The organism is Methylobacterium organophilum, assembly GCF_022533465.1.
In the GTDB taxonomy this organism is placed as follows: Bacteria; Pseudomonadota; Alphaproteobacteria; order Rhizobiales; family Beijerinckiaceae; genus Methylobacterium; species Methylobacterium organophilum.
Genome location: NZ_CP092848.1, coordinates 2012740 through 2034777 on the forward strand (window position 1 = coordinate 2012740; position 22038 = coordinate 2034777).

Here is a 22038-nt window from a genome sequence, read left to right on the forward strand (position 1 = left end):
CTTACACAGGCGGGCAATATCGGCAACGTACCCGTACTTAAGCTTTTGGTAGAGCGTCTGAAGCTGTTTACCGGCGGTTTCGGGCCACAAGCCAATCGCCTCGGCCGTGCACCCGCCCCATCCTGCCCGCGCGGGGGCGGCCGTCGCGGCTCGGGGAGCCCGCCGCCGGCGCGAGTCCCGCGCGGACGGCCACGCGAGCTCAGTACCGGCGCACCAGCGGCGCCTGCTCGGTCGGGGCGACCGCGGCCCAGGGTGCCCAGCGCAAGCCGAGCTTCACGTCATGCGAATCGACGTTCTTGAAGGTCAGCGCCTCGCAGGACCCACACTGGCCGGCATAGTTGTAGACCGTGCCGGTCTTTCCGTCGCCGAGATTGAGGTAGCGGTATGCGAGCTCGACCGTGAAGCTCGGGCTCACCTCGTAGCCGACACCCGCGTGCAACGCCCAAGCAAGGTTCGTCTTCGAGCCTGCTTTCGCGTAGGCGAGGCCCTGAGTGACGACGTTCGTGTCCTTGAAATTGTCGAGCGTGATCCGCACCGCGCCGACGCCGGCGCCCAGGAACGGCGTGAGGCCGTACCAATTCCCGAGATCGACGTAACCGTTGAGGAGCACGGCCAGTTCACGCTTCGACGCGGTGTACTCGTCGGTGCCGTACCCGAGCGGCAGGCTCGCGTCGCGATAGCGTTCAAGCCCGGTGAACGCGGCGGCGCTGCGATACTCGCCCGTGACGTCGGTCCGGAACCACCGGCCGAAGCGGTAGCCGACGCCGGCGCCGGCGAGCGGGGCGCCCGCGAAGCCGAGATTGACCTTCTCGATGGTGCCGAGCGCGTCCAGGCTGTTGGAGAGCCGTTCCACGGATTGGTTGCTGAAACCGACGTCGCCGCGGAGGTAAAAGCCGGAAACCTCGGCCTCCGGGGGGAGGGTTCCGCGCAGCTCCGGCAACGGCGCGGTCGGCGGCAGGTCGGCCGCGTGCGACGGGGCCACGAACGTCGCGCAGACCAGGCCGCAGCCGAGCAGCCCGAGCGTTCCCGCCATGCGATCCATTCCACCCATCGTCCGGTCCCTCGCCCGCAGCCCTCTTCACCGGACCCTCCCACGGCGTGGTTGATGCTCCCTTAACGTACCCCGAGGGGGTAACTGCCGACAGGCTGCTGGCATCAACGGCGGGAGCTCAGGTCTTCATGGGTAAGGCGTGCGCGCAAGGCTTGAAGACGCGGTCACGCGCGTCCGGATCGGCTCGAAACTCGACCCGATCCGGAAACTTCGCGGTCCGGCCATGCCAATTACCCCCTGGGGGTTTGCAACCGTTCTCGGCCGCCCGTGCGTTACCCCTCCCGGACGGGGGATCTCAACTGCGCGAAAAGAGCGGGAGGGGATGCGCGATGCTCAAACGAGTTCTCTACGTCTCCGCAATCGCCCTGGTCTTGGCCCCGACCGGGGCAGGTGCGGTGGGCTTCCGCATGACACCGCCGCCCTCCGGCGCGGCGTTCGACGACGAGTCGAGCCCCGGCCTCGCACCGGCCGGAAGGACACTCCGGGTACACGACCGCCCGGTCTTTCTCGGCTGCGTTTACTCCTATCACGAGTGCGAGCATCTCGCTCACGAGCGCGGCTTCTACAACCACTTCACGCGTCATGATCACGGCACGTGTCACCATGGCCCATCGTATGCCTGCTTCGGCCGGTAGAAGCCGAGGCAGCGCTCGTTTTCATCGCGGGACGGGTGCGTACGCAGACGGCTTCATCGGCGGCACCTCTGTCCGGGCGTCCAATGCCGTTCGGCCTGAACTTACATCGGGCAGGCCGGTCCGGGCGCGTCGTTGCCGGGTGGCGCCGGCAAGTCTAGAAGGGCCCGCCCGGCCCGAGCCGGTGGGCCGAGGTGCGACCGCCGCGTCGTATCCCTCGGCTGGCGGCCGTCCCCGGCCGGTACGCCAAAGACGGTGACAACGGACGCTTGAGCCCCCTGGATGGCGAGCAACACCAAGCCCGAAGGCAAAGGGAAGCTGTCCGAGGTCGAAGCGGCGATCCGCCTTCGGATGTCGCCGGAACTCCTCGAATACTTCACGCGATACGGGGCCAAGGCCGGCATCCGGCGCAAGCTCGCGTGCGAGACCGCGGACGGGCTGCGCTGGTACGAGGAAGCCGAACTCGCCGCCTTCGACAAGTTCCTGCGGGAACCTTGGCCGGTTACGGAGGGCAAGACGCGTCCGCACATGCCCGACAAGGTTCGCCTGGAGATCAAGCTTGAGGCGAACTGCGGCTGCGCGATCTGCAACCACGGCGCGAACTGCGAGGCCGCGCACATCGAGCCCGTCGCGCAAACCCTGAGCCATCATCCCGCCGGTCTCGTCTGGCTCTGCCCGAACCACCACACGGACTTCGACAAGGGCGTGTACATGCCCCGCGACGTCGACCTCGCGACCGTGCGGGCCGTGAAGCAGATGCTCGTCAACCGGCGCGTGCGCGGGTGGACCATCGAACGGAACGCCAGCCTCGCCGTCCTGCAACTCGTCCGGCAGATCGAGGAGATCGGCGGCCTGCTTGCCAACGCGCAGTTCGCCGCGGCCCACGGCGCCGCGGTCGCCCTCGCTGAACAGGACATCGTCGCGCTGGAAGAGACCGCGAGCAGGGCCGCGACCGCGAAGCCAACGGCCGGTCCCGTCGGCCGGTCCTACGGCAAGTTCGCGGCCAAGGTCGCCAGCTCGGCGAAGGGAGCCCGGGCGCTGCCCGAGGCTCGGATACGGACGTTCGCCGCGGCCGTCGTCGAGGCGCGGGACGAGTTCCTGAGGGACGCCTCGATGACCGCCTGCCCGCTCTGCGGGGGTGCGGGCTCGTGGGACGGCTCCGATTGCCCGGCCTGCGGAGGCGAGGGCTACATCGGCACGGCGGAGGCCCGCCGAATCGACGTATCGGCTTACCAAGCGGTGGATTGTCCGGTCTGCGACGGGCTGGGCCAGCGCAACGGGAGCCCATGCGCGGCCTGCGGCGGCGAGCGTCGCATGCAGCGTCGCCACGCGGAAGCGGTCGACGCCAGGGACTACCAGGAAGTGCCCTGTCCCGTCTGCGCGGGCGTCGGGCGCCGGCGTGGCGAGGAGTGCCCGGCCTGCGGCGGCGAGAGGTCGATGGAGCGGCACGTCGCCGACAGGATCGACCCAACCGCATACGACGAGGTCGACTGCCCTCTCTGCCACGGAAGCGGGCGACGGGACGGCCTCGATTGCCCCGTGTGCCAGGGCGACGGGCGGGTCGAGGCACGGCACGCCGAGCGCGTCGACCTATCGGACTACGCCGAGGTGCCGTGCCGCCTCTGCGGCGGCAGCGGACAGGTCAACGGCTACGACTGCCCACCCTGTGGCGGCGACGGGCGCATGGAGCGGCAACTGGCGGATCGGTACGACTGGTCGCAATATGACTTGGTGGAGTGCCCGAGCTGCAAGGGGACGGGGCAGCGGCACGATTTCGATTGCCGGTCTTGTGGTGGCGAGGGTCAGGTGTACCGGCGGCAGCTCGCTTGGATCGAGGATTAGCGAAGCGACCCTGCCGTTTTCCCCGAGGTCCCAACGCGAGGGCGACCGGCGCTTCGACCGCCCAGTCCCAAGGCCACCGTCACGGCGCGTCGCCCCATTCGGGCGCCCCGGTTCGAACCGGATGTCGGCCGGACCCGCGCCGGCGGTGACGTTGCAGGCCCCTGCATTCAGCCGGAGCGGTGGGTAGGCCCCGGGGCGGAAGGCCGGCACCGCCGCCAGTGCCGCCGCGGCGCCCCAGGCTAACCTGCGTCGAGGTCCCGGGGTCGGTATCGTCACCCCACCCAATCCTCACCCCGACGAGACCGTCGATGTCGCCGGCCTTCGAGGCCCTCGACAGGAACCGCCTCGGCTCCTCCGCCCGTAGCGGACGTCGCCGAAGTGGCACGAGCCGGCCCATCTCTTGCTCTTGTTGACGATGGCGACGGCGATGCACGGGCCGACGCCGCAAGCCACGCCGTCGTCCTCGTCGTCCTCGAAGGTCAAAGCCGCGGCGTTCCGGTCGACCTCGGTCAAGAAGCCCCCCTGCTTGCCCCGGCGGGCGTGCCGCCATGCCCGGCTAGACGGCCTGCCCGCCGCGAAACCGCGCGAAGGTGGTGCGCCCGCCGGGGCCGAACAGCACCACCTCGTAGGTGGCCGGCTCCACCCCTTCGACCTCCATGCCGGGCGAGCCGACCGGCATGCCGGGCACGGCGAGGCCGGTGGCGGACGGCTTCTCCGCGAGCAGCCGCTTGATGGCCGACGCGGGCACGTGCCCCTCGATGACGTAGCCGCCGACCTGGGCCGTGTGGCACGAGGCCAGCTCCCGCGGCACCCCGAGCCTCGCCTTGACCGGGTTCACGGGGGCGTTCACGACCTGGACGCGAAAACCCTCGTCGCGCAGGTGCTTGACCCAGGCCTCGCAGCAACCGCAGCTCGGGTCCTTCGTGGCGACGACCTCCGGCAGATCCTCCGCCCATGCCGCCTGTACGCCGACCGCCGCCAGGCCGAGGACCACGATGCGCCGGGACGGTCGGAATAGTTCGCTCATAGTCGACTCCTGTCTTCTCACGGCCGCCGGGACGGCCTGTCCAGCCCCGCTCACTCGGCGGCCCGGGGAAGCCCCGCTTGCACGGCGGCCGACCCTTCCTGCCGAAGCGTCAGCCTCCGTCCCTTCACGAGCCCGTAGATGGCCGGGATCACGACGAGGGTCAGCACGGTCGAGGAGACCATGCCGCCGATCATGGGCACCGCGATCCGCTGCATGATCTCCGACCCCGCGCCGGAGCTCCAGAGGATGGGCAGCAGGCCCGCCATGATGGCGACGACCGTCATCATCTTCGGGCGCACCCGCTCGACCGCCCCCACCATGATGGCTTGGTACAGGTCCGCACGCGTGGTCTCCCGCCCAGCGGCCAGGGCGGCGGCCCGCCGCTCGTCCCAGGCATGGTCGAGGTAGACCAGCATGATCACGCCGGTCTCCGCGGCAACGCCGGCGAGCGCGATGAATCCCACCGCCACCGCGACCGACATGTTGAAGCCCATCCACCACATCAGCCACACCCCGCCGACCAGGGCGAAGGGCAGGGACAGCATGACGATGAGCGTCTCGGTCAGGCGCCGGAAGTTGAGGTAGAGGAGCAGGAAGATGACGAGCAGGGTCACGGGCACCACGATCTTCAGCCTGGCCTCCGCCCGCTCCAGGTACTCGAACTGCCCGCTCCACTGGATGCTCATGCCCTGCGGGAGCTGGACCTCCGTGTTGACCGCGTTCCGGGCCTCGGCGACGTAGCCGCCGAGATCGCGCCCGCTCAGGTCGACGAAGATGTAGACCGCGAGCTGTCCGTTCTCGGTGCGGATCGAGGTCGGCCCCCGGGTCAGCTGGACCTTGGCCACCTCGCCCAGCGGAATCGTGCCGCCGGCCGGCAACGGCACCTGCACTTCGGTGGCGATGGATTGCGGATTTGAACGGAAGGCGCGCGGGTAGCGCACGTTGACGGTGTAGCGCTCGCGGCCCTCGACCGTGTTCGTGACGCTCTCGCCGCCGAGCGCCGTCGCGATGATGTCCTGCACGTCCCCGACCATGAGGCCGTAGCGCCCGAGCGCCTCCCGGTCCGGCGTGATGTCGAGGAAGTAGCCGCCGATGACCCGCTCCGCGTAGGCGCTCGACGTGCCCGGCACGTTGCGCACGACCGCCTCGACCTGCCGGGCGACCTTCTCCATCTCGGTCAGGTCGGTGCCGTAGATCTTGATGCCGACCGGCGTGCGGATGCCGGTCGAGAGCATGTCGATGCGGGCCCGGATCGGCTGCGTCCAGGCATTCGACACACCGGGAAACTGCAGGGCCTTGTCCATCTCGGCCTTGAGGCTCGCCAGCGTCACGCCGGGACGCCACTCCGCCTTCGGCTTCAGGGTGATGATGGTCTCGAACATCTCGGTGGGGGCGGGGTCCGTCGCCGTCGAGGCGCGCCCCGCCTTGCCGTAGACGGAGGCCACCTCGGGGAAGGACTTGATTATGCGGTCCTGGGTCGCCAGCAGCTCCCCGGCCTGGGTCACCGAGATGCCCGGCAGGGTCGTGGGCATGTACATCAGGGTGCCCTCGTTCAGGTCCGGCATGAACTCGGAGCCGAGCTGGCGGGCCGGCCAGATGGTCAGGCCGAGCGCCGCCACCGCCAGCAGGATGGTCAGCACCTTGGCCCGGAGCACGACCCTGATGACCGGGCGGTAGACCCAGATCAGGAGGCGGTTCAGCGGGTTGCGGTGCTCGGGGATGATGCGCCCGCGCACGAACAGCACCATGAGGGCCGGCACCAGGGTCACCGACAGGAGCGCGGCCGCCGCCATGGCGAAGGTCTTGGTGAAGGCGAGCGGCCCGAACAGGCGTCCCTCCTGGCTCTCCAGGGTGAAGATCGGCAGGAAGCTTACCGTGATCACCAGGAGGGAGAAGAACAGCGAGGGGCCGACCTCGGCCGCGGCCTCCACCAGGATCTCGACCCGGGGCTTGCCCGGGGGCGCCCGCTCCAGGTGCTTGTGGGCGTTCTCGATCATGACGATGGCGGCGTCGATCATGGCCCCGACCGCGATGGCGATGCCGCCCAGCGACATGATGTTGGCGCCGATCCCAAGGAGATGCATCGCGCCGAGCGCCATCAGGATGCCGACCGGCAGCATCAGGATGGCCACCAGCGCGCTGCGCAGGTGCAGCAGGAACACGATGCAGACGAGCGCCACGATGACGCTCTCCTCGACCAGCGTGTGCTTCAGGGTGTCGATGGCCGCCTCGATCAGCTGCGAGCGGTCGTAGACCGGCAGGATCTCGGTGCCCTTCGGCAGGCTCGCGGCGACCTCGGCCAGGCGCTGCTTGGCGCCCTCGATGACGTTGAGGGCATTGGCGCCGAAGCGCTGCAGGATGATGCCGCCCGCGACCTCGCCCTCGCCGTTCAGCTCGGTGATGCCGCGCCGCTCGTCCGGCCCGAGCTCGACCCGGGCGATGTCCCGCACCCGCAGCGGGGTGCCGGCCTCGGTCTTCAGCACGATGTTCTCGATGTCGGCGACGCTCTTCAGGTAGCCGCGCCCGCGCACCATGAACTCGAATTCGGAGAGCTCGACCGTGCGGCCGCCGACATCCGCGTTGCTCGACCGGATCGCCTCCCGAAGCCTACTGAGCGGGATGCCCTGGGCGCGCAGGCGGTTCGGGTCGACGACGACGTTGTACTGCTTCACGAAGCCGCCGACGCCCGCGACCTCGGCCACGCCCTCGGCGCGCGAGGCCCCGAAGCGCACCACCCAGTCCTGAAGCGAGCGCAGCTCGGCGAGCGTCTGCTGCTTGGCCACGATGGCGTACTGGTAGACCCAGCCCACGCCCGTCGCGTCGGGCCCGAGCGTCGGCGTCACGCCGGTCGGCAGGCGCTTGCCGGCCGCGCTCAGGTATTCGAGCACGCGCGAGCGGGCCCAGTACGGGTCGGTGCCGTCCTCGAAGATGACGTAGACGAACGAGACCCCGAAGAAGGAGAAGCCGCGCACCACCTTCGACCTCGGCACCGTCAGCATGGCGGTGGTCAGCGGGTAGGTGACCTGGTCCTCGACGACCTGGGGCGCCTGCCCCGGGTACTCGGTGTAGACGATGGTCTGCACGTCCGAGAGGTCCGGGATGGCGTCGAGCGGCAGGGTGCGCACGCTGTAGAGACCGGCCGCCACCACGAAGACGGTCCCGATCAGCACCAGGACGAGGTTGCGGGCCGACCAGCCGATGAGGCGCGCGATCATTCTGGCTTCTCCTCGGCCTGCGCCCGGGGCTCGGCGGGGGGCTTGGGCGCGGCCATGCTCTGCAGCGCCGCCTTCAGGTTGCTCTCGGCGTCTATGAGGAAGTTGGCCGCGGTCACGACTTGCTCGCCGGCCTGCACACCCTCGCGGATCTCGGTGTAGCCCTCGCCGCGGGCGCCGACCTTGACCTCGCGCGGCTCGAAGCGACCCTCGCCCTTGTCCACGAGCACGACCTGGCGCGCGCCCGTGTCGATGACGGCATCGTTCGGGACCGCGACGACGGGCTTCGTCGCCCCGGTCCCGATGTCGACGTCGGCGTACATGTCGGGCAGCAGTACCCCGTCGGGGTTCGGCAACTCGATGCGCACGCGGGTGGTGCGGGTTTGCGTGTTCACCTGCGGGTAGATCAGCTCGACCTTGCCGGTGAAGCTGCGCCCGGGCAGCGAGCGCACGCGCACGCTGACGGGCTGGCCGACCTTGACATTGCCGAGGTCGTACTCGGGCACGTCGGCCAGCACCCACATCACCGAGATGTCGGCAATCCGGAACAGGGTGTCGCCGGCCGCAGCCTTCATGCCCTCGATGGCGGTGCGCTGCAGCACGAGGCCGTCCCGGGGCGCGGACCAGGTGATGGCCATCGGCACCTTCCGGGTCCGCTCCATCTCGTTGATCACCTCATCCGAGACGTTCAGGTTCTGCAGCCGCCGCCGGGCCCCGTCGAAGCCGGGATTTGCGATGAGCTGGGCGGCGGCCGCGTTGATCTCGGGCGAGTAGACGTGGACCAGGGGCTGGCCCTTCCGCACCCGGTCGCCCGTCGTCACGTTCTCGACGTGGTCGACGTAGGCATCCGAGCGTGTCGCCACGACGGTGACGCGCCGCTCGTCGAGCGTGACGGTGCCGGGGACCCGCACCGGTCGGCTGACGACGCGACGTTCGGCCCGCTCAGTGCGCACGCCGGTGCGCTGGACCTTGCCGGGCGAGATCTTGACGGTGTTCCCGTCCTCGGCCTCGCCCTCGTAGACGGGGAGGTAGTCCATCCCCATCGAGTCCTTCCTCGGCACCGGCGAGGTGTCGGGCAGGCCCATCGGGTTGCGGTAGTAGAGGATCTTCCGGCCCACGGCCGGGGGCGCGGCGTAGGTGGCGTTCGCCTCGGTCTCCTTCGCCGCCGCGGGCCGCGGCTCGAAGTCGACATCCTCGCCGACATGCACCGGAAGGTAGGCGCGTCCGTCGGGCGTCCTCGCCGGCGCGAGCGCGTAAGCCGCCTTTCCGTCGGGGTCGCGGTAGTAGAGCACGGGCGCATCCGCGGCCGCGGCCGGCTTCGCGTCGCGACCGACGAGCAGACCGGAGACCGAGGCTGGGAACCATGCCGGCAGGGGCCATCCCGCCTCGCCGGCCTTCAGCCCGGCGAGGGCGCCGCCGCCGACGGCGAGGGGCAGGAGAACGAGGGCCGCGACCCACGCCTTCGCCTGGCCGCCCGGGTGCGCGCGGTCACGTCGCCGCGCCAGGTGGATCGGTGTCGTCTGGTCCATCACTCGACGGCCCTGAGCACGAGTTGGTCTTGGACGGTGCCGGTCTCGCCCGGTACCTTCGCGGCCAGCGAGAGGCGCCAGCGGCCCTCCATCGCCAGGTTGGCCCTGAAGGCGTAGATGCCCGGCTCCGGGCTCGCCTCCGGCTTCATCTTACCCGTCATCGTCGGCATCCCGTCGGGTGCCATGTCGAGGCGGCGGGCGTAGACAAGCGCGTCGGCCACGGGCTTGCCGGCGCGCTTGTCGAGCAGACGCACCCTGAGCGTCGCCTCGCCCGATTTAGTCTCGGGATCCAGGAGCTCGAAGGAATAATCCTTGAGGTCCGGGGGCATGAGTGGCGCGCCCTTGGGCAGCCAGGCCGCGACCGGTTCCGGAAGCCGTGCCGCGACCGCGCCGGGAATGACCCATGCGCCGCGCGCGAGCGCGTAACCGGCGCCGGCTCCCGCTAGGGCTGCTACGATGAGGACGAGCCCGAGCAGGAGCCAAGCGCCTCGCCCTGCCGGCCGGTGCTCCTTCTGGTAAGCGTCGAAAAAGTCCTCCCGGCCCGTCATGGCGCCACCCTTAGGACTGAGCGGATGGGGAGACGGGCCGCGCGTGGCTCGGGGCGTGCGGGATGCGCCGGGGCAGGACGCGGCCGCGGGGATGCGGGATGTTCGGTGGACACGGGGATGATCCTGTTCCGGAGCGTCTGGATGCGGGACCCCGACCGTTCGGGCCGCCGCGGCGCGGCGGTGCGCGAAGGCTGCCGTGCATGCTCATGCACGGGGCGGCACCGCTCTCGGGCGTGCTCAGGAACGCGGTTTGGGAGGGGGGGCCTGCGGGGCTGCGGCCAAACTCGGCCGGATATGGTCCTGCCGAACGGGCAGGAGGACCGGGGCGACCGGGCCGCCATCGGCAGGCGGGGATGGCAGGATCCCCGGCACGATCTTCGCGGCGCAGGCCACCGCGAAGGGACAGGCCTTGGTGTCGCGGCAGTCCGGGCCCGAGGGCTCGGGATCGCAACACGGCATGTCGTCGGGCATCGGCGCGACGTGTGGCGTCGTGACGCCGCCTTGCTGAGCGACCATGTCCCGCTGAACGCCGTCGCCCACGAAGGCGCGCGCCTGCGCGGGGGCGACGGATGCCCCGGCGATCAGGCCGAGCACGGCGAGGGCCGTGAGCAGGCGCGCTATGGTGGATCGGATCGACATCCGTTTCCAGGATCCCACTGATCGGGGGCTTTGCCTAGCCCCGGACGCGCCGGGCTCGCGACAAGCCCGGCGAATACAAGTTCGCGGGTGCGGGCCCACGGGTTACAGCCGCTCCCGCAACGTGCCCGACGTTGATTAGAACGCGGGTCCGCCCGAAGTGGTGCCGAGGTTCTGGGCCGCGGCGGGACGCTCGGGGAACTGGGCATTCCCGCGCGTGCTGCTCCTCAGGTCCCGTCCCTGGAGATCACGCCCCTCCCAAACGCGGCCGAGGCTGCCCGTCACCTCGGGCGCGGCTCCCGTCGGGCCTTCCAGGACGCTCCAGCCCGCCGAGGGAACGGCCTCGCCGGTCAGCCTCGGGTGCGCCCAAGCGCCGCCGGTCATGAGGGTGGAGGCCACCAAGGTTGCAAGGATGTACTTCATCGAATGCTCCATCGTCTTTCGCGTTTGCCTTCACGGCGCCGCTACCGACGACTTCGGGACGCGCGGACGATGCGTTACCGTAGAAGCGCGGAAGGCCCCGCCCTTGAGGGCGGGGATGGATAGCGCCGGCCGCGACAGAAGCCTGCCCGGGCACCGATCCAATCCCCTTGCCTTCGTTCCGCATTCGTTCTATCCTTGGCCTGTGCTTCGCGTCCAGGCATACCGGTTCGTCCTTCGGCCCGACGGCGCGCAGGAACGGCTCATGCGCCGCTCCTGCGGCGCGCGCCGCTACGTCTTCAACAGGGCCCTCGCCCTGCAGAAGGAGCGGTATGCAGCCGGTGACAAGCACCTCTCCTACGCCGACCTCTGCAAGCACCTCACCGCCTGGAAGGCCGAACCCGACACTTCCTGGCTCAAGGAGGTGCACAGCCAGGTCCTGCAGCAGGCGCTCAAGGACCTCGACCGCGCCTACCGCAACTTCTTCGAGGGACGGGCCGAGTTCCCCCGCTTCAAGAGGAAGGGCAAGGACGACGCCTTCCGCCACCCGCAGAAGGTCGAGCTCGACCAGCCGAACGGGCGGGTCTTCCTGCCCAAGCTCGGTTGGATGCGCTACCGCGCGAGCAGGCTTGTCGAGGGCGAGATTGGGCAGGTCACCGTCTCGCTGAAGGCCGGCAAGTGGCACGTCTCGGTCCAGACCGAGCGCGAGGTCGAGAAGCCGGTCCACCCGTCGACGACGCTTGTCGGCATCGACGTCGGCGTGACGCGTTTCGCCACGCTGTCCGACGGCACCGTCATCGAACCGGCGAACGCGTTTCGCAAGGCCGAGGCGGCGCTCGCGAAGGCGCAGCGGGCGATGGCCCGCAAGACCAAGTTCAGTAGGAACTGGAGGAAGGCGAAGGCGAAGGTACAACGGGTCCAGGCACGCATCGCCCGCATCCGCTCCGACTTCCTGCACAAGACCTCGACGACCGTCAGCAAGAACCACGCGGTGGTCTGCGTCGAGGACCTGGACGTGCGGGCGATGACCGCGAGCGCGGCCGGGACGGTCGAGGAGCCGGGCGTGAACGTCCGTCAGAAGGCGGGGCTGAACAAGGCGATCCTGGACCAGGGGTGGGGCGAGTTCCGCCGGCAGGTCGGGTACAAGCAGGAGTGGCTCGGCGGTTGGCTGCTGCCGGTGCCGGCTCCGAACACGAGCCGGACGTGCCCGGAATGCGGGCACGTGGCGGCGGGGAACCGCCCGAGCCAGGCCGTGTTCCGGTGCGTGGCGTGCGGGTACGCGGCGAACGCGGACGACGTGGCGTCGATCAACATTGCAAGGGCGGGGCACGCCCGGTTAGCCTGCGGAGAGACTTCGCCCGTGATGGCGTCGGCCCAGGAACCCACCGAGGCGGGTCCGGCCTTCGCGGCCTGACACGCGGTAGGAATCCCCGCCCTCCAGGGCGGGGAGGATGTCAAAGAGACCGGTGCCAGACCCCATATCCGCGGGGACCGAAGTTCTGTGGAAGTCGAACCGAGCCCCAACTCCGACGTTGTCGGGTCTCCGGGCGTCGGGCATAATGCCCACGGTCCGAAACGCGTGTGGCTCCAGAGGCATCCCGTGCGTCCCGAGGTAAACAGGGAAGTCGTGAACGACCGTGCCAAGCTGATGATCCATCGGCTGGTGGCGCGTCGGCTCGCGCGCGACCCGGGCATCCTCGATAGCGCCAAGATGGCCGTCATGCGGCTTGAGGCGGACTACCCCGAGCGCACCTTCGTCTCCGAGTGGCGCGAGATCCTCGGGCAGCCGCCGGGGACGATCCGGCAACTCCTCACCCGGCGGGACGAGGGTATGCAGCGGCTTCGGCTGTCCTCGCCGTTCCTGGAAGGGGAGGGCGTGTCGTTCGTGCGCGACCCGAACGTCCGAAAGCGGATCTGGCGCCTGGCACGTAAAGGCGCGGCCGCCCAACGCGCGGCGCATGCCGGCCGCCAAGGCTCCTCCGTCCCGGCGTGAGCCGTCCGATTGAGATCCGGACGGTCGCGGACCTGGAGCGCACCGCCCGTTCGCTGGCGTTGCACTTCAAGGCCCGCACCGTGGTGGTCGTCGGCAGCCAGGGCATCCTCGTGGGCTGGCCCGGCGCGCCGGTCACGATGTGCATGTCGCCCGAGATCGACGCCTATCCCGCCAACGCTCGGGCCTGGGAGGCCGCCCAGGACGACGACCTCGCGGAGGCATCCGAAGAGATCTCCGTCATCTTCGGCGAGGGCTCGCACTTCCACACGGCTCACGGTTTCTACATCGACGGCGTCGACGACCGCACCGCCCGCCTGCCGCCCTCGTGGCCCTCGCGCGCGGTGGTGCGGGAGGTGAGAGGCCACGGCGCGGCGACCGTGACGGTGGTGGCCCCCGGCCCGGAGGATCTGATCGTTTCTAAGCTCGCCCGCCTTGCCGACAAGGACAGGGACTACATCGCGGCCTACCATCAGGCCCGGCCTCTCGACCTTGCCGTCATCCAGGCGCGCGTAGCGGAATGCGGGTTCGAGGAGGTTCTGGCACAGCGTGCGCTCGCCTTCCTCGCCGGCCTTCCCTCACCTCCCGGGCGCGCGACCGCCGCACCCGTGCGGGCAGGGGCCGTCGTGCCGCCCCATCCCGCGTGGACGCACTGCGCCTTCCTCATGGACGAGGGCCGTTCGGTCTCGGTCCGCGCCTGGAACGAGGCGGCCGGTCTCTACGATATCCTCGACAATCCTCTCGGCCCCGCGGTGGTGGCGCAGGACGGGGCGAGCGCCTTCCTGATCGACGGGGAGGCGCTGACGCAGGAGGCGTGGGACGCACATCCGCGCGTCCGCGCCGCGCGACACGGTGACCTATCCGGGTACCCACGGCCGAACTGGACGCCTCCGGGCTGACCTGCCCCTGAAGCGCGCGGCGGGCCGGGAGCGGTTCGCCCGTGCCTACGGGCGAGCCGACGGCCTTACCAGCGCAGCAGGCGAGGACCAAGAAGCGCGCCCGCCAGCGTGCAGAGGGCAATCGTGCCGCCGTACCAGAGCGCGATGAAGGGTACGGTGTCGTCCATGCAGTGAATCGCGTAGCCCATCGCGCTCACGCCTCCCGAGGCGAGCCCGACCAGGGCCCCGGCCCGGACGAGGTCCGTCGGCGCGCCGAACCTCCGGACCGCCCACATCAGGGTCGCGAAGGGGACCACAGCAATCACCGGGATGGAGACGAGGCATTCGAGCCACATGTGGCCGGTGAGCATGGTCCCCCAGTGGGCCGCCGGCGCGTTGGCGAGGCTGAGGGCAGCGAGGACCATGACCGCCGCGAACGGCAGGGCCGCGATGCCGAGATGCACCCTCCTCTCGCCCCCTGGGCGAGCGATGCGACCGAGGTAGCGCAGGGCCAAGCCACCGACGGCGAGGGCGAAGGCCAGCTTGGCCAGCAGGAAGGTCAGTGACTTGCCTTCACCCAAGTCAGGCCGGACGCCCAATGCGAGAAGGGCGAGGCAGAGCGCCCCGGCGGCCCCGATGGCGGCCCCGAGCGCGATCCGCCTCAGCATGCCGGGAGACTTGGCAGGCTCGCTGGCGAAGCTCGCGCCGAGCAAGCCGATGAGTTCGTCGGTCTTCATTCCCCTTTGCCCCCTGCCAAGGCGGCCAACGCCTTCAACCCGCGGTGGACGCTGACCTTGATGGCCGATTCCGACATGCCGGAGCGCGTCGCGGCCTCGGCCACGCTCAGACCTTCGACCTTCATGGCCCGGATCGCCTGCTGCATCTTGCCGGGAAGGCGACCGAGCAGGCGCTCGACGTCGAGCGTGCTCTCGACGGCGGCGTGGTCGTCGCGCGCGACCAGCTCGCTCGCATCCTCGACGGGCACGTCGGCGAGGGAGGCGCGCGTACGCCGGAGGTGGTCGATGAGCTTGTAGCGCGCGATGGCGTAGAGCCAGGGCGTGACCGGTTGGCCAACGTCGTAGGTGTGCCGTCGCGTGTGAACCGCCATCAACGTTTCCTGGACAAGGTCCTCCGCCTCCGGCGCGGCGCGTCCGGAGCGCGCGAGCTTACCCTTGAAATAGGCCCGCAGGTGGGGACCAAGCCGCTCCAGGAACAACCGGTAGTCCGCCGCGCTTCCGGCGAGGCCGGACGACAGCAAGGCCCGCAACTCGTCTTCCTGACTGATCAAGACGCCTCTCTCGGCCACACCGCGAAGACGCGTCTGACCCGGCCATCAAACACGTCACCGCGGCTCGCCTCGCATTCGATCCGCGCGTGCCGGCCCCGGACACGCGCCCACCAGCCCGCGCAGCCTCCGCCGGGGCTAAGGTGAACCCGAGACGCGAGCGGGCAAGGGGTCGACCACCGGAGCGGCCGGCCTGGTCCCGCCGCCTCGCACGGACGGGGTGCCCGCCAGGACCAATCCGTAGGAAACGCGCAGATGGTTACAGGGCCCCGCCTGCCCATTTGACCACCCCAGCGACCCAGCCCGCCCGCTGTCGTCCGGCCCCTCCATCTTGCTCGGAACGCTCGCGGAGGAACAAAACGCCTGAATACCCCCGGATCGTATATGGGGCCAAGCGCGCTCCTTGAGCCGCAGAACGACGATGGAGGTGAAGGGATGTCGAGACTGTTGCAGGTCGGGTTGCTCGTGGCCGCCGCGGCCGCATTCGGGTCCACGGCAGGGCCGGCGCGGGCGCTCGACGAAGTCGGGGCCGCCCACGGCGACCAACACGGCGCGGAGCGCCATGGACACGTCATCGAGCACAGGCAGACGCACGGCCATCATGGTGAGGCGGACCATCACGAGGAGCATCATGAGGTCGTCCGCGAGGGCGGCCACCACCGGGAAGGGCGCCACTGACACGGGGTGCCAAGTCCCACCGACACCCTAAGCCCGTCGCCCGTGGCCCTCTCGGCGACGGGCGCGCTCGCCGGGAGCTCAGCGTTCCCGTGGCGTCACCCCGGACCGCGGCTGCCGGACGCCGGGGGCTGGCGGGCACGGCCATCCGGATGGCAGCCGGCTTGTTCGCGCCCGGCCTACGACCCAACCCAACAGAAAAGCGCGATCGGACGGCGAACCTGGATCACGCCGCCGGGTTGTACCCCCACAGGGTAAAACGAACAGAGAGGCTCGCATGAAGGTAGTGAGAACCGCACTCGTAGCCACGGCACTCATGGCTTCCGGCGCGACACCGGTGCTCGCCCAAGGCGGCCAGGGCGGGTCCATGTCGGGCATGGACATGAAGAACATGGGCCCTCTGCAGAAGGACTCCATGGAAGCCATGGACAAGATGAACAAGGCGATGATGCAGGGCATGATGGACCCCGATCCGGACCTGGCCTGGATGAAGGGCATGGCGGCACACCACCAAGGCGCGGTCGACATGTCCGAGGCCGCCATCAAGCATTCGAAGGACGAGACGGTGGTGAAGGAAGCCCGGAAGACGAAGGAGGAAAACGAAAAGAGCCTGCGCGAGATCCAGACCAAGATCCGGAAGGAGAAGTAGATCTTCCACCCCTGGCCTCGCTGCGGACCGCCGACGGGTCAGGGCAACGACTCGACGGCTCGGCGCCGCCTCGTCTGGCGAGCCCGCTAGCCACGGTCCCGGCCAGGCTCTCCCGCCGGCCGGGATCACCGCCGTCCGGGTCGTCGGGGTCAGGCTGGCCGAACAACTTCTCCCCGTCGCCGAAAGCGGACACGGCCACGGCCGGAGGAGGGAGCGTCCAGCCGGCGTCAGGGGACCCTATTGGCGCTCCCCCTGCATAAGGGACACCTGCTGTCCTTGAACTCAGGCGCGCATGCCAAGTGCCGCGCTTGCATCGTCCGGAAGTTCGGCGGCGAGGTTGCGCCGCGGCTGCGCCGGTGCCACCGGCCGATGTCGAGACAGTCCGGTTCTGTCTCGCCCACGAATGCCGGTTCGCCCAGGATCTGTTCCGCGCCATCCCGATGAGCTGTCCCGGCCCCGAGTCCGGGATCGGTTCGGCTTGGGTTTTCCGGGCCACGTCGGGCAAGCGCGGCGGCAGCCTGCCCGCTGAGAGCCGGGTTCCGCGCGGGTGGCGGCAGGCCGCGACGCCGTCCATCTCGTCGTGTCGTCCGACCGCTGCGGTCAGGCTGCGACCGGGCCGGGCGCAGACCGGGCCCGGAGCCGGTGGGACACCGCAATGCCGGGCTGGTCTCCCCGGGGCGCGGCCCCGGGGTCTTGGCCCGACCGCAGTTCGAGATTCGAACGGTCTGCAACCTTTTCCGCGTCGGCCCCGAACTCTTCCGAGAAGCCGCCAGCTTCTTGAGAAGAGGGAAACGTAGCCATGAACCGAGCTGTCCATGCCGCCCTTCTGGGCGCCGCCTTGATGGCCTGGATGCCGGGTCACGCCCTTGCCGGCGCCTGGGACAACGTCCCCCCTGCTTGGCGCAACGAACGGTATCAGAAGTTGCGTCCCGCATTCCGATCGCTCGACGACGGCCTGACGACCGGTTCGATCCGGCGCGCGCCCCAACGCCCCGTCACCGAGCGCCCCGAGCCGGCCGGCGCTCGGCGGTGAGACGAGGCTGCGCGGTCCGTGGTGCACCCTGGCGCGGCACCGAGGACAGGATCAGGTCGCATCGCGACCATCTCGGACCCGGCACCCGGGAGGCCGAGGGGGCGGGCGTCCGAGCCTCACGGGCCGGCGCCCTCTTGCCCCGGTCAGGACTGACATCGAGGCCCCGCCCAAAGCTCGGAAGGCAAGACCGGCGTCACGGGCGCCTGGGGAGATCCGCATCGTCGCGAGCCGGCCTAGGCCGCAGGCAATCGCACCCCACGCAGAGACGCCCAAGTCACGAGCCTCCAGAAGCCCGCCGGCACGATCTCGACACCTATCGGCCGCCGCGCGGGCATGACCTGTGACCGAATTCCAACAGCGCCGAGGGCCGAGGCAGGTTCACATTAAATCAAAGTGTTCGTGCGTTGCCCGGCAAGTCCATCCGTGCGACGATTGGGTCGGGTTTTGGCAGGGTCTCTGGGTCCTTGGCAGTTCTTCGCGCAGTGTTGCTCGCCGTGCTGGCGATGGCCGTGGCCATCGCCCCGGCGGCGCCGTGCACGATGAAGCGCCACGCCGCAGCCGATCACGCCGCCGTCGACCAGGCCGCGGCCCCCGCCGACCCGCACACCCACCACCGACACGGAGCCGCCTCCGCCGACGCGCCCGCGGGAGCGGCCCTCCAGGCGGACGGCGCGGACGGCCCCGACTGCCAGCGGCATGCCTCGGCCGGCCAGCACCACCCGGGCGGCCACGGCCACCACAAGCGCCCGGTCAGCTGCGCGGCCACCTGCTGCCCCCTGGCCTGCCAGGCGGCCGTGCCGGACGCACCCTGGCCGGGCGAGGCGCTGACCCTGCGCCCCTCCGAGCCCATCGGCCTGGCCCAGGAGGACGGCGTCGCCCAGCCGCGTCCCCTGCGCATCGAGCGGCCGCCCCGGCAGCGCGCCTGACCGCGGCGGGCCGAGCGCCCGCCCGCGCCCGCACGCCGCTCCCGGCCGCGCCCTGACCAGGATCCTGCCTGCGCGGGCCGCGCCCGGCATGGCCGGCGCAGCCGCGCCCGCGCCCCACTCCCTGTCCGCCGGTCCGCGCCCCCGAGCGCGGCCGCCAGCCCCCGTTCGGGATCACAGCGATGCTCACCTCCCTCAGGCCGGCCGTGGCGCTCACGGCCTTGGCGCTCACGGCCTTGCCGCTGGCGGCCTGCGTGCCCACCGCCGCGCCGCACTGGCTCGTCGCCCCGGCCGATCCCGCCGTCGCCGTGCGCGCGCCGCGCTACTCCGCGGTCACCGCGGGCGTGGCGCGCTACGACGTGGTCGATCCCAAGGACTGGCGCGAGCTCAACCGCGCCGTGACGCCGAAGTCCGGCTCGGGCGGCATGGAGGGCATGGACCACTCCCGGATGCCCGGCATGAACATGCCCGGCATGGGCGGCAAGCGCGACACGGGAGGGCGGTGATGGGACCCGCCTGTAACCAAACCCCGCCCGCCCCCGGACTAACCCACAAAGGGAACTCACGGATGACCTTGCCTCAGACTCGCGGGTCCGGCGCCCGCCGGGGAGCCGCAGCGTCGCTCGGCCGTCGCGCCCGGACCGCTGCCCTCCTGGCGTCGGTCGGGGTGCCGCTTGGCGGCTGCGTGGGCTTCTCGGCCGACGGCGGTCTCGGACCGGCGCACAGCTACGCCGCCCTGGAGTTGAGGAAGGACATCGTGAAGGTGTCCGACGAGATCGCCGCGACCGGCGCGGCGGCGCGCGCGGACCAGCTGCTGCGGCGCCCCCTGACGCCCGACAGCGCGGTTCAGGTCGCCCTCCTGAAGAACCGCGCCCTGCAGGCGTCCTTCAACGACCTCGGCGTGTCGGAAGCCGAGTTCGTCCAGGCGACCTTGCCGCCGGTCCCCCGGCTCTCCCTCAGCCGGACCGGGGGCGATTTCACGCTGGAGGTCGAGCGCTCCCTCACCGCGAGCCTCATCGAGCTCCTGACGCTGCCCGTCCGCATCCCCATCGCCCAGAACCGTTTCAGGGCGGAGCAGTACCGCACGGTCGGGCAGGTGCTGCGGCTCGCCGGCGAGGCGCGGCGCCAGTTCTATCGCACGGTGTCGGCGAACCAGTCCGTCGCCTACCTGGAGCAGGCGCTCGCGAGCGCCGGCTCCGCCTCCACCCTGGCCAAGCAGCTCGGCGAGACGGGCGCGCTGAACAAGCTGGAGCAGGCGCGCGAGCACGCCTTCTACAGCGAGCTCGGGGCGCAGCTCGCCAAGGCGCGCGTCCTGCAACGGGTCGAGCGCGAGAAGCTGATCCGCCTGCTCGGCCTCTGGGGGCGCGAGATCGACTTCAAGCTTCCGAACGGCCTGCCGTCGCTGCCCGGCCGGTTGGTGAGCGGCACCCAGATCGAGGCCGAGGCAATCAAGAAGCGCGCGGACATCCAGACGGCGCGCTTCGAACTCCAGTCGCTCGCGGGCCAGTACGGCCTCAACCAGGTCAGCGGCTTCATCAACGTGCTCGATGTCGGCTACTCCGACCGCTACGAGCGCGCGAAGGCCTTCGAGCCGAACGAGCAGGGCGGCTTCAACGTCACTCGCGACAAGAGCTTCGGGCGCGGCTACTCCATCGACCTGGTCATCCCGATCTACGACTTCGGGACGACGGTCGTGCGCGGCGCGCGGGAGGCTTATCTCGGCGCCGCCCATCGCCTCGCGGAGAAGGCGGTCAACGCCCGCTCTGAGGTGCGCGAGGCCTACCAGCGCTACCGCGGCCAGTACGACATCACCCGTCACTACCAGGGGAGCGTTCTGCCCCTGCGCAAGACGATCCAGGACCAGGCGTTGCTGCAGTACAGCGGCATGCTGATCGACGTCACCACCCTGATCATCGACGCCCGCTCTCGGATCCTGAGCAACATCCAGGCCATCGAGGCCCAGCGCGACTTCTGGATCGCGGCGACCGACCTCAGGGCGGCCGTCATCGGCGGGGGCTTCACCGGCGAAGGCTTCGGCGGCGAATCGGCCGGGTCCGAGGCGGTGGCCGGCGGCGGTGGCGACACCCTCGCTTCCGCCACGCCCGGCGGCTGATGCCGCATCGCACGAGACCCATGGAGAAACCGATGACTGACATTTCGCGCAGGAACCTGCTCGGGGCCGGCGGACTGGTCCTCGCAGGGACGTCCATGATCAGCGGGCGGACGCAGGCCGCCGGCCTGCCCGAGGCGCCCTCGATGGACAAGGCAACGACACAGCCGCCCCTCGTGCCCACCACCGGGGTGGACTACCAGCCGGTGGTGACGCTGAACGGCTGGACCCTACCCTGGCGCATGCGCGGGGACTGGAAGGAGTTCCACCTCGTGGCCGAACCCGTGGTGCGCGAGATGGCCCCTGGGATGAAGGCCCATCTCTGGGGCTACAACGGCCAGTCGCCGGGTCCGACCATCGAGGCGGTCGAGGGCGACAAGGTCCGCATCTTCGTCACCAACAAGCTGCCGGAGGCGACCGCCGTGCACTGGCACGGCCAGACGCTGCCCAACGGCATGGACGGCGTGGCGGGCCTGAACCAGCCCGGCATCCCGCCGGGCAAGACCTTCGTCTACGAGTTCATCCTCAGGCGCTCGGGCACCTTCATGTACCACCCCCACTCGGACGAGATGGTCCAGATGGCGATGGGCATGATGGGCTTCTTCGTCGTGCATCCGCGCGACCCGGCCGAGCGGCGGGTCGACCGCGATTTCGTCTGGCTCCTGAACGCCTACGACATCGAGGCCGGGTCGTACGTGCCCAAGGTCAACACGATGCTCGACATGAACATGTGGTGCTTCAACAGCCGGGTCTGGCCGGGCATCGACCCCATGGTCGCGCGCCAGGGCGACAAGGTGCGGATGCGCTTCGGCAACCTGACCATGACCAACCACCCAATCCACGTGCACGGGGTCGACTTCAAGGTCACGGGCACCGACGGCGGCTGGATCCCGCCCGAGCGCCAGTGGTTCGAGGTGTCCGCTGACGTCGCGGTCGGCCAGATGCGGGCCATCGAGTTCAACGCCGACAACCTGGGGGACTGGGCGGTCCACTGCCACAAGTCGCACCACACCATGAACGCCATGGGCCACTCGGTGCGCACCTACATCGGCGTGAACCTGAAGAGCACGGCGAAGCGCATCCAGAAGATCGCGCCCGGCTACATGCCGATGGGCTCGACCGGCATGGGCTCCATGGCCGAGATGGAGATGCCGCTGCCCGAGAACACGCTGCCGATGATGACCGGCGCCGGCCCGTTCGGATCGGTCGAGATGGGCGGCATGTTCACCGTGCTGAAGGTCCGCCCCGACGTGGCGCCCGGCGATTACAGGGATCCGGGCTGGTACCAGCACCCAGAGGGCACGCTGGCCTACGAGTGGACCGGCGAGCCCCTGCCCGAGCCGACGCGGGCGCCGGACACGCCCAAGGGCCGGAAAGCCCGCGAGACCGACCTGCGCGTGGTCGACCCGCGCAAGCGCCGGACGGCCTCCAACCCGGGCGGTCACGGAAACCACTGAGCCGGCGATGCCGGATGTCTTCCAAGCTTCCGCCGGAACGACGCCCCGATGCGGGCGGGCACCGCCGGACGGGTTCGGGTGGACCTAGTCCGCCCGAAAGCCGCTGCGCGGGCGCCATCGCCCCTCAACAAGTGCCCGTGC

19 protein-coding genes are annotated in these 22038 nt (G+C 70.3%); 10 read left to right on the forward strand and 9 right to left on the reverse strand.

Annotated features, from left to right (window positions below):
- Positions 1–199 precede the first annotated feature (199 nt).
- Positions 200–1033, reverse strand: coding sequence for an outer membrane protein (locus tag MMB17_RS09325; protein WP_238232128.1), 834 nt, complete (start codon positions 1031–1033; stop codon positions 200–202).
- A 932-nt stretch (positions 1034–1965) separates the two neighbouring features.
- Between MMB17_RS09325 and MMB17_RS09330 the strand changes: the two genes are divergently transcribed.
- Entirely contained in the window at positions 1966–3525 is a 1560-nt protein-coding gene (locus tag MMB17_RS09330) for an HNH endonuclease signature motif containing protein (RefSeq protein WP_066924571.1), read from the forward strand.
- 556 nt (positions 3526–4081) lie between these two features.
- Here MMB17_RS09330 and MMB17_RS09335 read toward each other — a convergent pair.
- The 6 genes from MMB17_RS09335 to MMB17_RS09360 form a co-directional block, all read right to left on the reverse strand.
- On the reverse strand, positions 4082–4552 hold the full coding sequence (locus tag MMB17_RS09335; RefSeq protein WP_066924570.1) for a DUF411 domain-containing protein: 471 nt from the start codon (positions 4550–4552) through the stop codon (positions 4082–4084).
- Between the two features lie 50 nt (positions 4553–4602).
- Positions 4603–7767 carry an efflux RND transporter permease subunit gene (locus MMB17_RS09340; protein WP_241101800.1) on the reverse strand — a complete coding sequence of 1055 codons (3165 nt, stop codon included), beginning with the start codon at positions 7765–7767 and terminating at the stop codon, positions 4603–4605.
- Positions 7764–9293, reverse strand: coding sequence for an efflux RND transporter periplasmic adaptor subunit (locus tag MMB17_RS09345; protein WP_241101801.1), 1530 nt, complete (start codon positions 9291–9293; stop codon positions 7764–7766). Before MMB17_RS09345 ends, MMB17_RS09340 begins: the two co-directional genes overlap by 4 nt.
- On the reverse strand, positions 9293–9841 hold the full coding sequence (locus MMB17_RS09350; RefSeq protein WP_066919392.1) for a FixH family protein: 549 nt from the start codon (positions 9839–9841) through the stop codon (positions 9293–9295). The genes MMB17_RS09345 and MMB17_RS09350 overlap by 1 nt, the downstream gene beginning before the upstream one ends.
- 237 nt (positions 9842–10078) lie before the next feature.
- Positions 10079–10480, reverse strand: coding sequence for a hypothetical protein (locus tag MMB17_RS09355; RefSeq protein ID WP_066919394.1), 402 nt, complete (start codon positions 10478–10480; stop codon positions 10079–10081).
- 135 nt (positions 10481–10615) lie between these two features.
- Positions 10616–10900, reverse strand: coding sequence for a hypothetical protein (locus tag MMB17_RS09360; RefSeq protein WP_066919396.1), 285 nt, complete (start codon positions 10898–10900; stop codon positions 10616–10618).
- A 262-nt stretch (positions 10901–11162) separates the two neighbouring features.
- Here MMB17_RS09360 and MMB17_RS09365 point away from each other — a divergent pair, with 262 nt between their 5' ends.
- The 3 genes from MMB17_RS09365 (at position 11163) to MMB17_RS09375 (ending at position 13786) form a co-directional block, all read left to right on the forward strand.
- Positions 11163–12311, forward strand: a complete 1149-nt coding sequence (locus MMB17_RS09365; RefSeq protein WP_238232132.1) for an RNA-guided endonuclease InsQ/TnpB family protein — start codon at positions 11163–11165, stop codon at positions 12309–12311.
- Between the two features lie 213 nt (positions 12312–12524).
- On the forward strand, positions 12525–12890 hold the full coding sequence (locus MMB17_RS09370) for a hypothetical protein (RefSeq protein ID WP_063111109.1): 366 nt from the start codon (positions 12525–12527) through the stop codon (positions 12888–12890).
- Complete coding sequence (locus MMB17_RS09375; protein ID WP_238232134.1) at positions 12887–13786, forward strand: DUF6036 family nucleotidyltransferase; 900 nt, start codon at positions 12887–12889, stop codon at positions 13784–13786. The genes MMB17_RS09370 and MMB17_RS09375 overlap by 4 nt, the downstream gene beginning before the upstream one ends.
- Positions 13787–13851: 65 nt before the next feature.
- Here MMB17_RS09375 and MMB17_RS09380 read toward each other — a convergent pair whose 3' ends face one another.
- Complete coding sequence (locus MMB17_RS09380; protein ID WP_012454454.1) at positions 13852–14502, reverse strand: NrsF family protein; 651 nt, start codon at positions 14500–14502, stop codon at positions 13852–13854.
- Positions 14499–15053 carry a sigma-70 family RNA polymerase sigma factor gene (locus tag MMB17_RS09385; RefSeq protein WP_238232135.1) on the reverse strand — a complete coding sequence of 185 codons (555 nt, stop codon included), beginning with the start codon at positions 15051–15053 and terminating at the stop codon, positions 14499–14501. Before MMB17_RS09385 ends, MMB17_RS09380 begins: the two co-directional genes overlap by 4 nt.
- A 432-nt stretch (positions 15054–15485) precedes the next feature.
- On the opposite strand from MMB17_RS09385, the gene MMB17_RS09390 reads away from it, so the two are divergent.
- From MMB17_RS09390 to MMB17_RS09415, 6 genes are all read left to right on the forward strand, one after another.
- Positions 15486–15728 carry a hypothetical protein gene (locus MMB17_RS09390; RefSeq protein ID WP_063111113.1) on the forward strand — a complete coding sequence of 81 codons (243 nt, stop codon included), beginning with the start codon at positions 15486–15488 and terminating at the stop codon, positions 15726–15728.
- Positions 15729–16041: 313 nt separating this feature from the next.
- Entirely contained in the window at positions 16042–16374 is a 333-nt protein-coding gene (locus tag MMB17_RS09395) for a DUF305 domain-containing protein (RefSeq protein ID WP_241101802.1), read from the forward strand.
- 1497 nt (positions 16375–17871) lie between these two features.
- Positions 17872–18333 carry a hypothetical protein gene (locus tag MMB17_RS09400; RefSeq protein ID WP_241101799.1) on the forward strand — a complete coding sequence of 154 codons (462 nt, stop codon included), beginning with the start codon at positions 17872–17874 and terminating at the stop codon, positions 18331–18333.
- Between the two features lie 179 nt (positions 18334–18512).
- Complete coding sequence (locus MMB17_RS09405) at positions 18513–18836, forward strand: hypothetical protein (RefSeq protein ID WP_063110945.1); 324 nt, start codon at positions 18513–18515, stop codon at positions 18834–18836.
- Positions 18836–20443, forward strand: coding sequence for a TolC family protein (locus MMB17_RS09410; RefSeq protein ID WP_238231518.1), 1608 nt, complete (start codon positions 18836–18838; stop codon positions 20441–20443). Before MMB17_RS09405 ends, MMB17_RS09410 begins: the two co-directional genes overlap by 1 nt.
- Before the next feature lie 32 nt (positions 20444–20475).
- On the forward strand, positions 20476–21897 hold the full coding sequence (locus tag MMB17_RS09415) for a multicopper oxidase family protein (RefSeq protein ID WP_063112023.1): 1422 nt from the start codon (positions 20476–20478) through the stop codon (positions 21895–21897).
- Positions 21898–22038 lie beyond the last annotated feature (141 nt).

Bases quoted from the DNA above. Each gene is read 5' to 3' on its own strand.
- MMB17_RS09325 (WP_238232128.1), bottom strand. From the start codon at position 1,033: ATGGCGGGAACGCTCGGGCTGCTCGGCTGCGGCCTGGTCTGCGCGACG.
- MMB17_RS09330 (WP_066924571.1), top strand. From the start codon at position 1,966: ATGGCGAGCAACACCAAGCCCGAAGGCAAAGGGAAGCTGTCCGAGGTC.
- MMB17_RS09335 (WP_066924570.1), bottom strand. From the start codon at position 4,552: ATGAGCGAACTATTCCGACCGTCCCGGCGCATCGTGGTCCTCGGCCTG.
- MMB17_RS09340 (WP_241101800.1), bottom strand. From the start codon at position 7,767: ATGATCGCGCGCCTCATCGGCTGGTCGGCCCGCAACCTCGTCCTGGTG.
- MMB17_RS09345 (WP_241101801.1), bottom strand. From the start codon at position 9,293: ATGGACCAGACGACACCGATCCACCTGGCGCGGCGACGTGACCGCGCG.
- MMB17_RS09350 (WP_066919392.1), bottom strand. From the start codon at position 9,841: ATGACGGGCCGGGAGGACTTTTTCGACGCTTACCAGAAGGAGCACCGG.
- MMB17_RS09355 (WP_066919394.1), bottom strand. From the start codon at position 10,480: ATGTCGATCCGATCCACCATAGCGCGCCTGCTCACGGCCCTCGCCGTG.
- MMB17_RS09360 (WP_066919396.1), bottom strand. From the start codon at position 10,900: ATGAAGTACATCCTTGCAACCTTGGTGGCCTCCACCCTCATGACCGGC.
- MMB17_RS09365 (WP_238232132.1), top strand. From the start codon at position 11,163: ATGCGCCGCTCCTGCGGCGCGCGCCGCTACGTCTTCAACAGGGCCCTC.
- MMB17_RS09380 (WP_012454454.1), bottom strand. From the start codon at position 14,502: ATGAAGACCGACGAACTCATCGGCTTGCTCGGCGCGAGCTTCGCCAGC.
- MMB17_RS09390 (WP_063111113.1), top strand. From the start codon at position 15,486: ATGTCGAGACTGTTGCAGGTCGGGTTGCTCGTGGCCGCCGCGGCCGCA.
- MMB17_RS09395 (WP_241101802.1), top strand. From the start codon at position 16,042: ATGGCTTCCGGCGCGACACCGGTGCTCGCCCAAGGCGGCCAGGGCGGG.
- MMB17_RS09405 (WP_063110945.1), top strand. From the start codon at position 18,513: ATGCTCACCTCCCTCAGGCCGGCCGTGGCGCTCACGGCCTTGGCGCTC.
- MMB17_RS09410 (WP_238231518.1), top strand. From the start codon at position 18,836: ATGGGACCCGCCTGTAACCAAACCCCGCCCGCCCCCGGACTAACCCAC.
- MMB17_RS09415 (WP_063112023.1), top strand. From the start codon at position 20,476: ATGACTGACATTTCGCGCAGGAACCTGCTCGGGGCCGGCGGACTGGTC.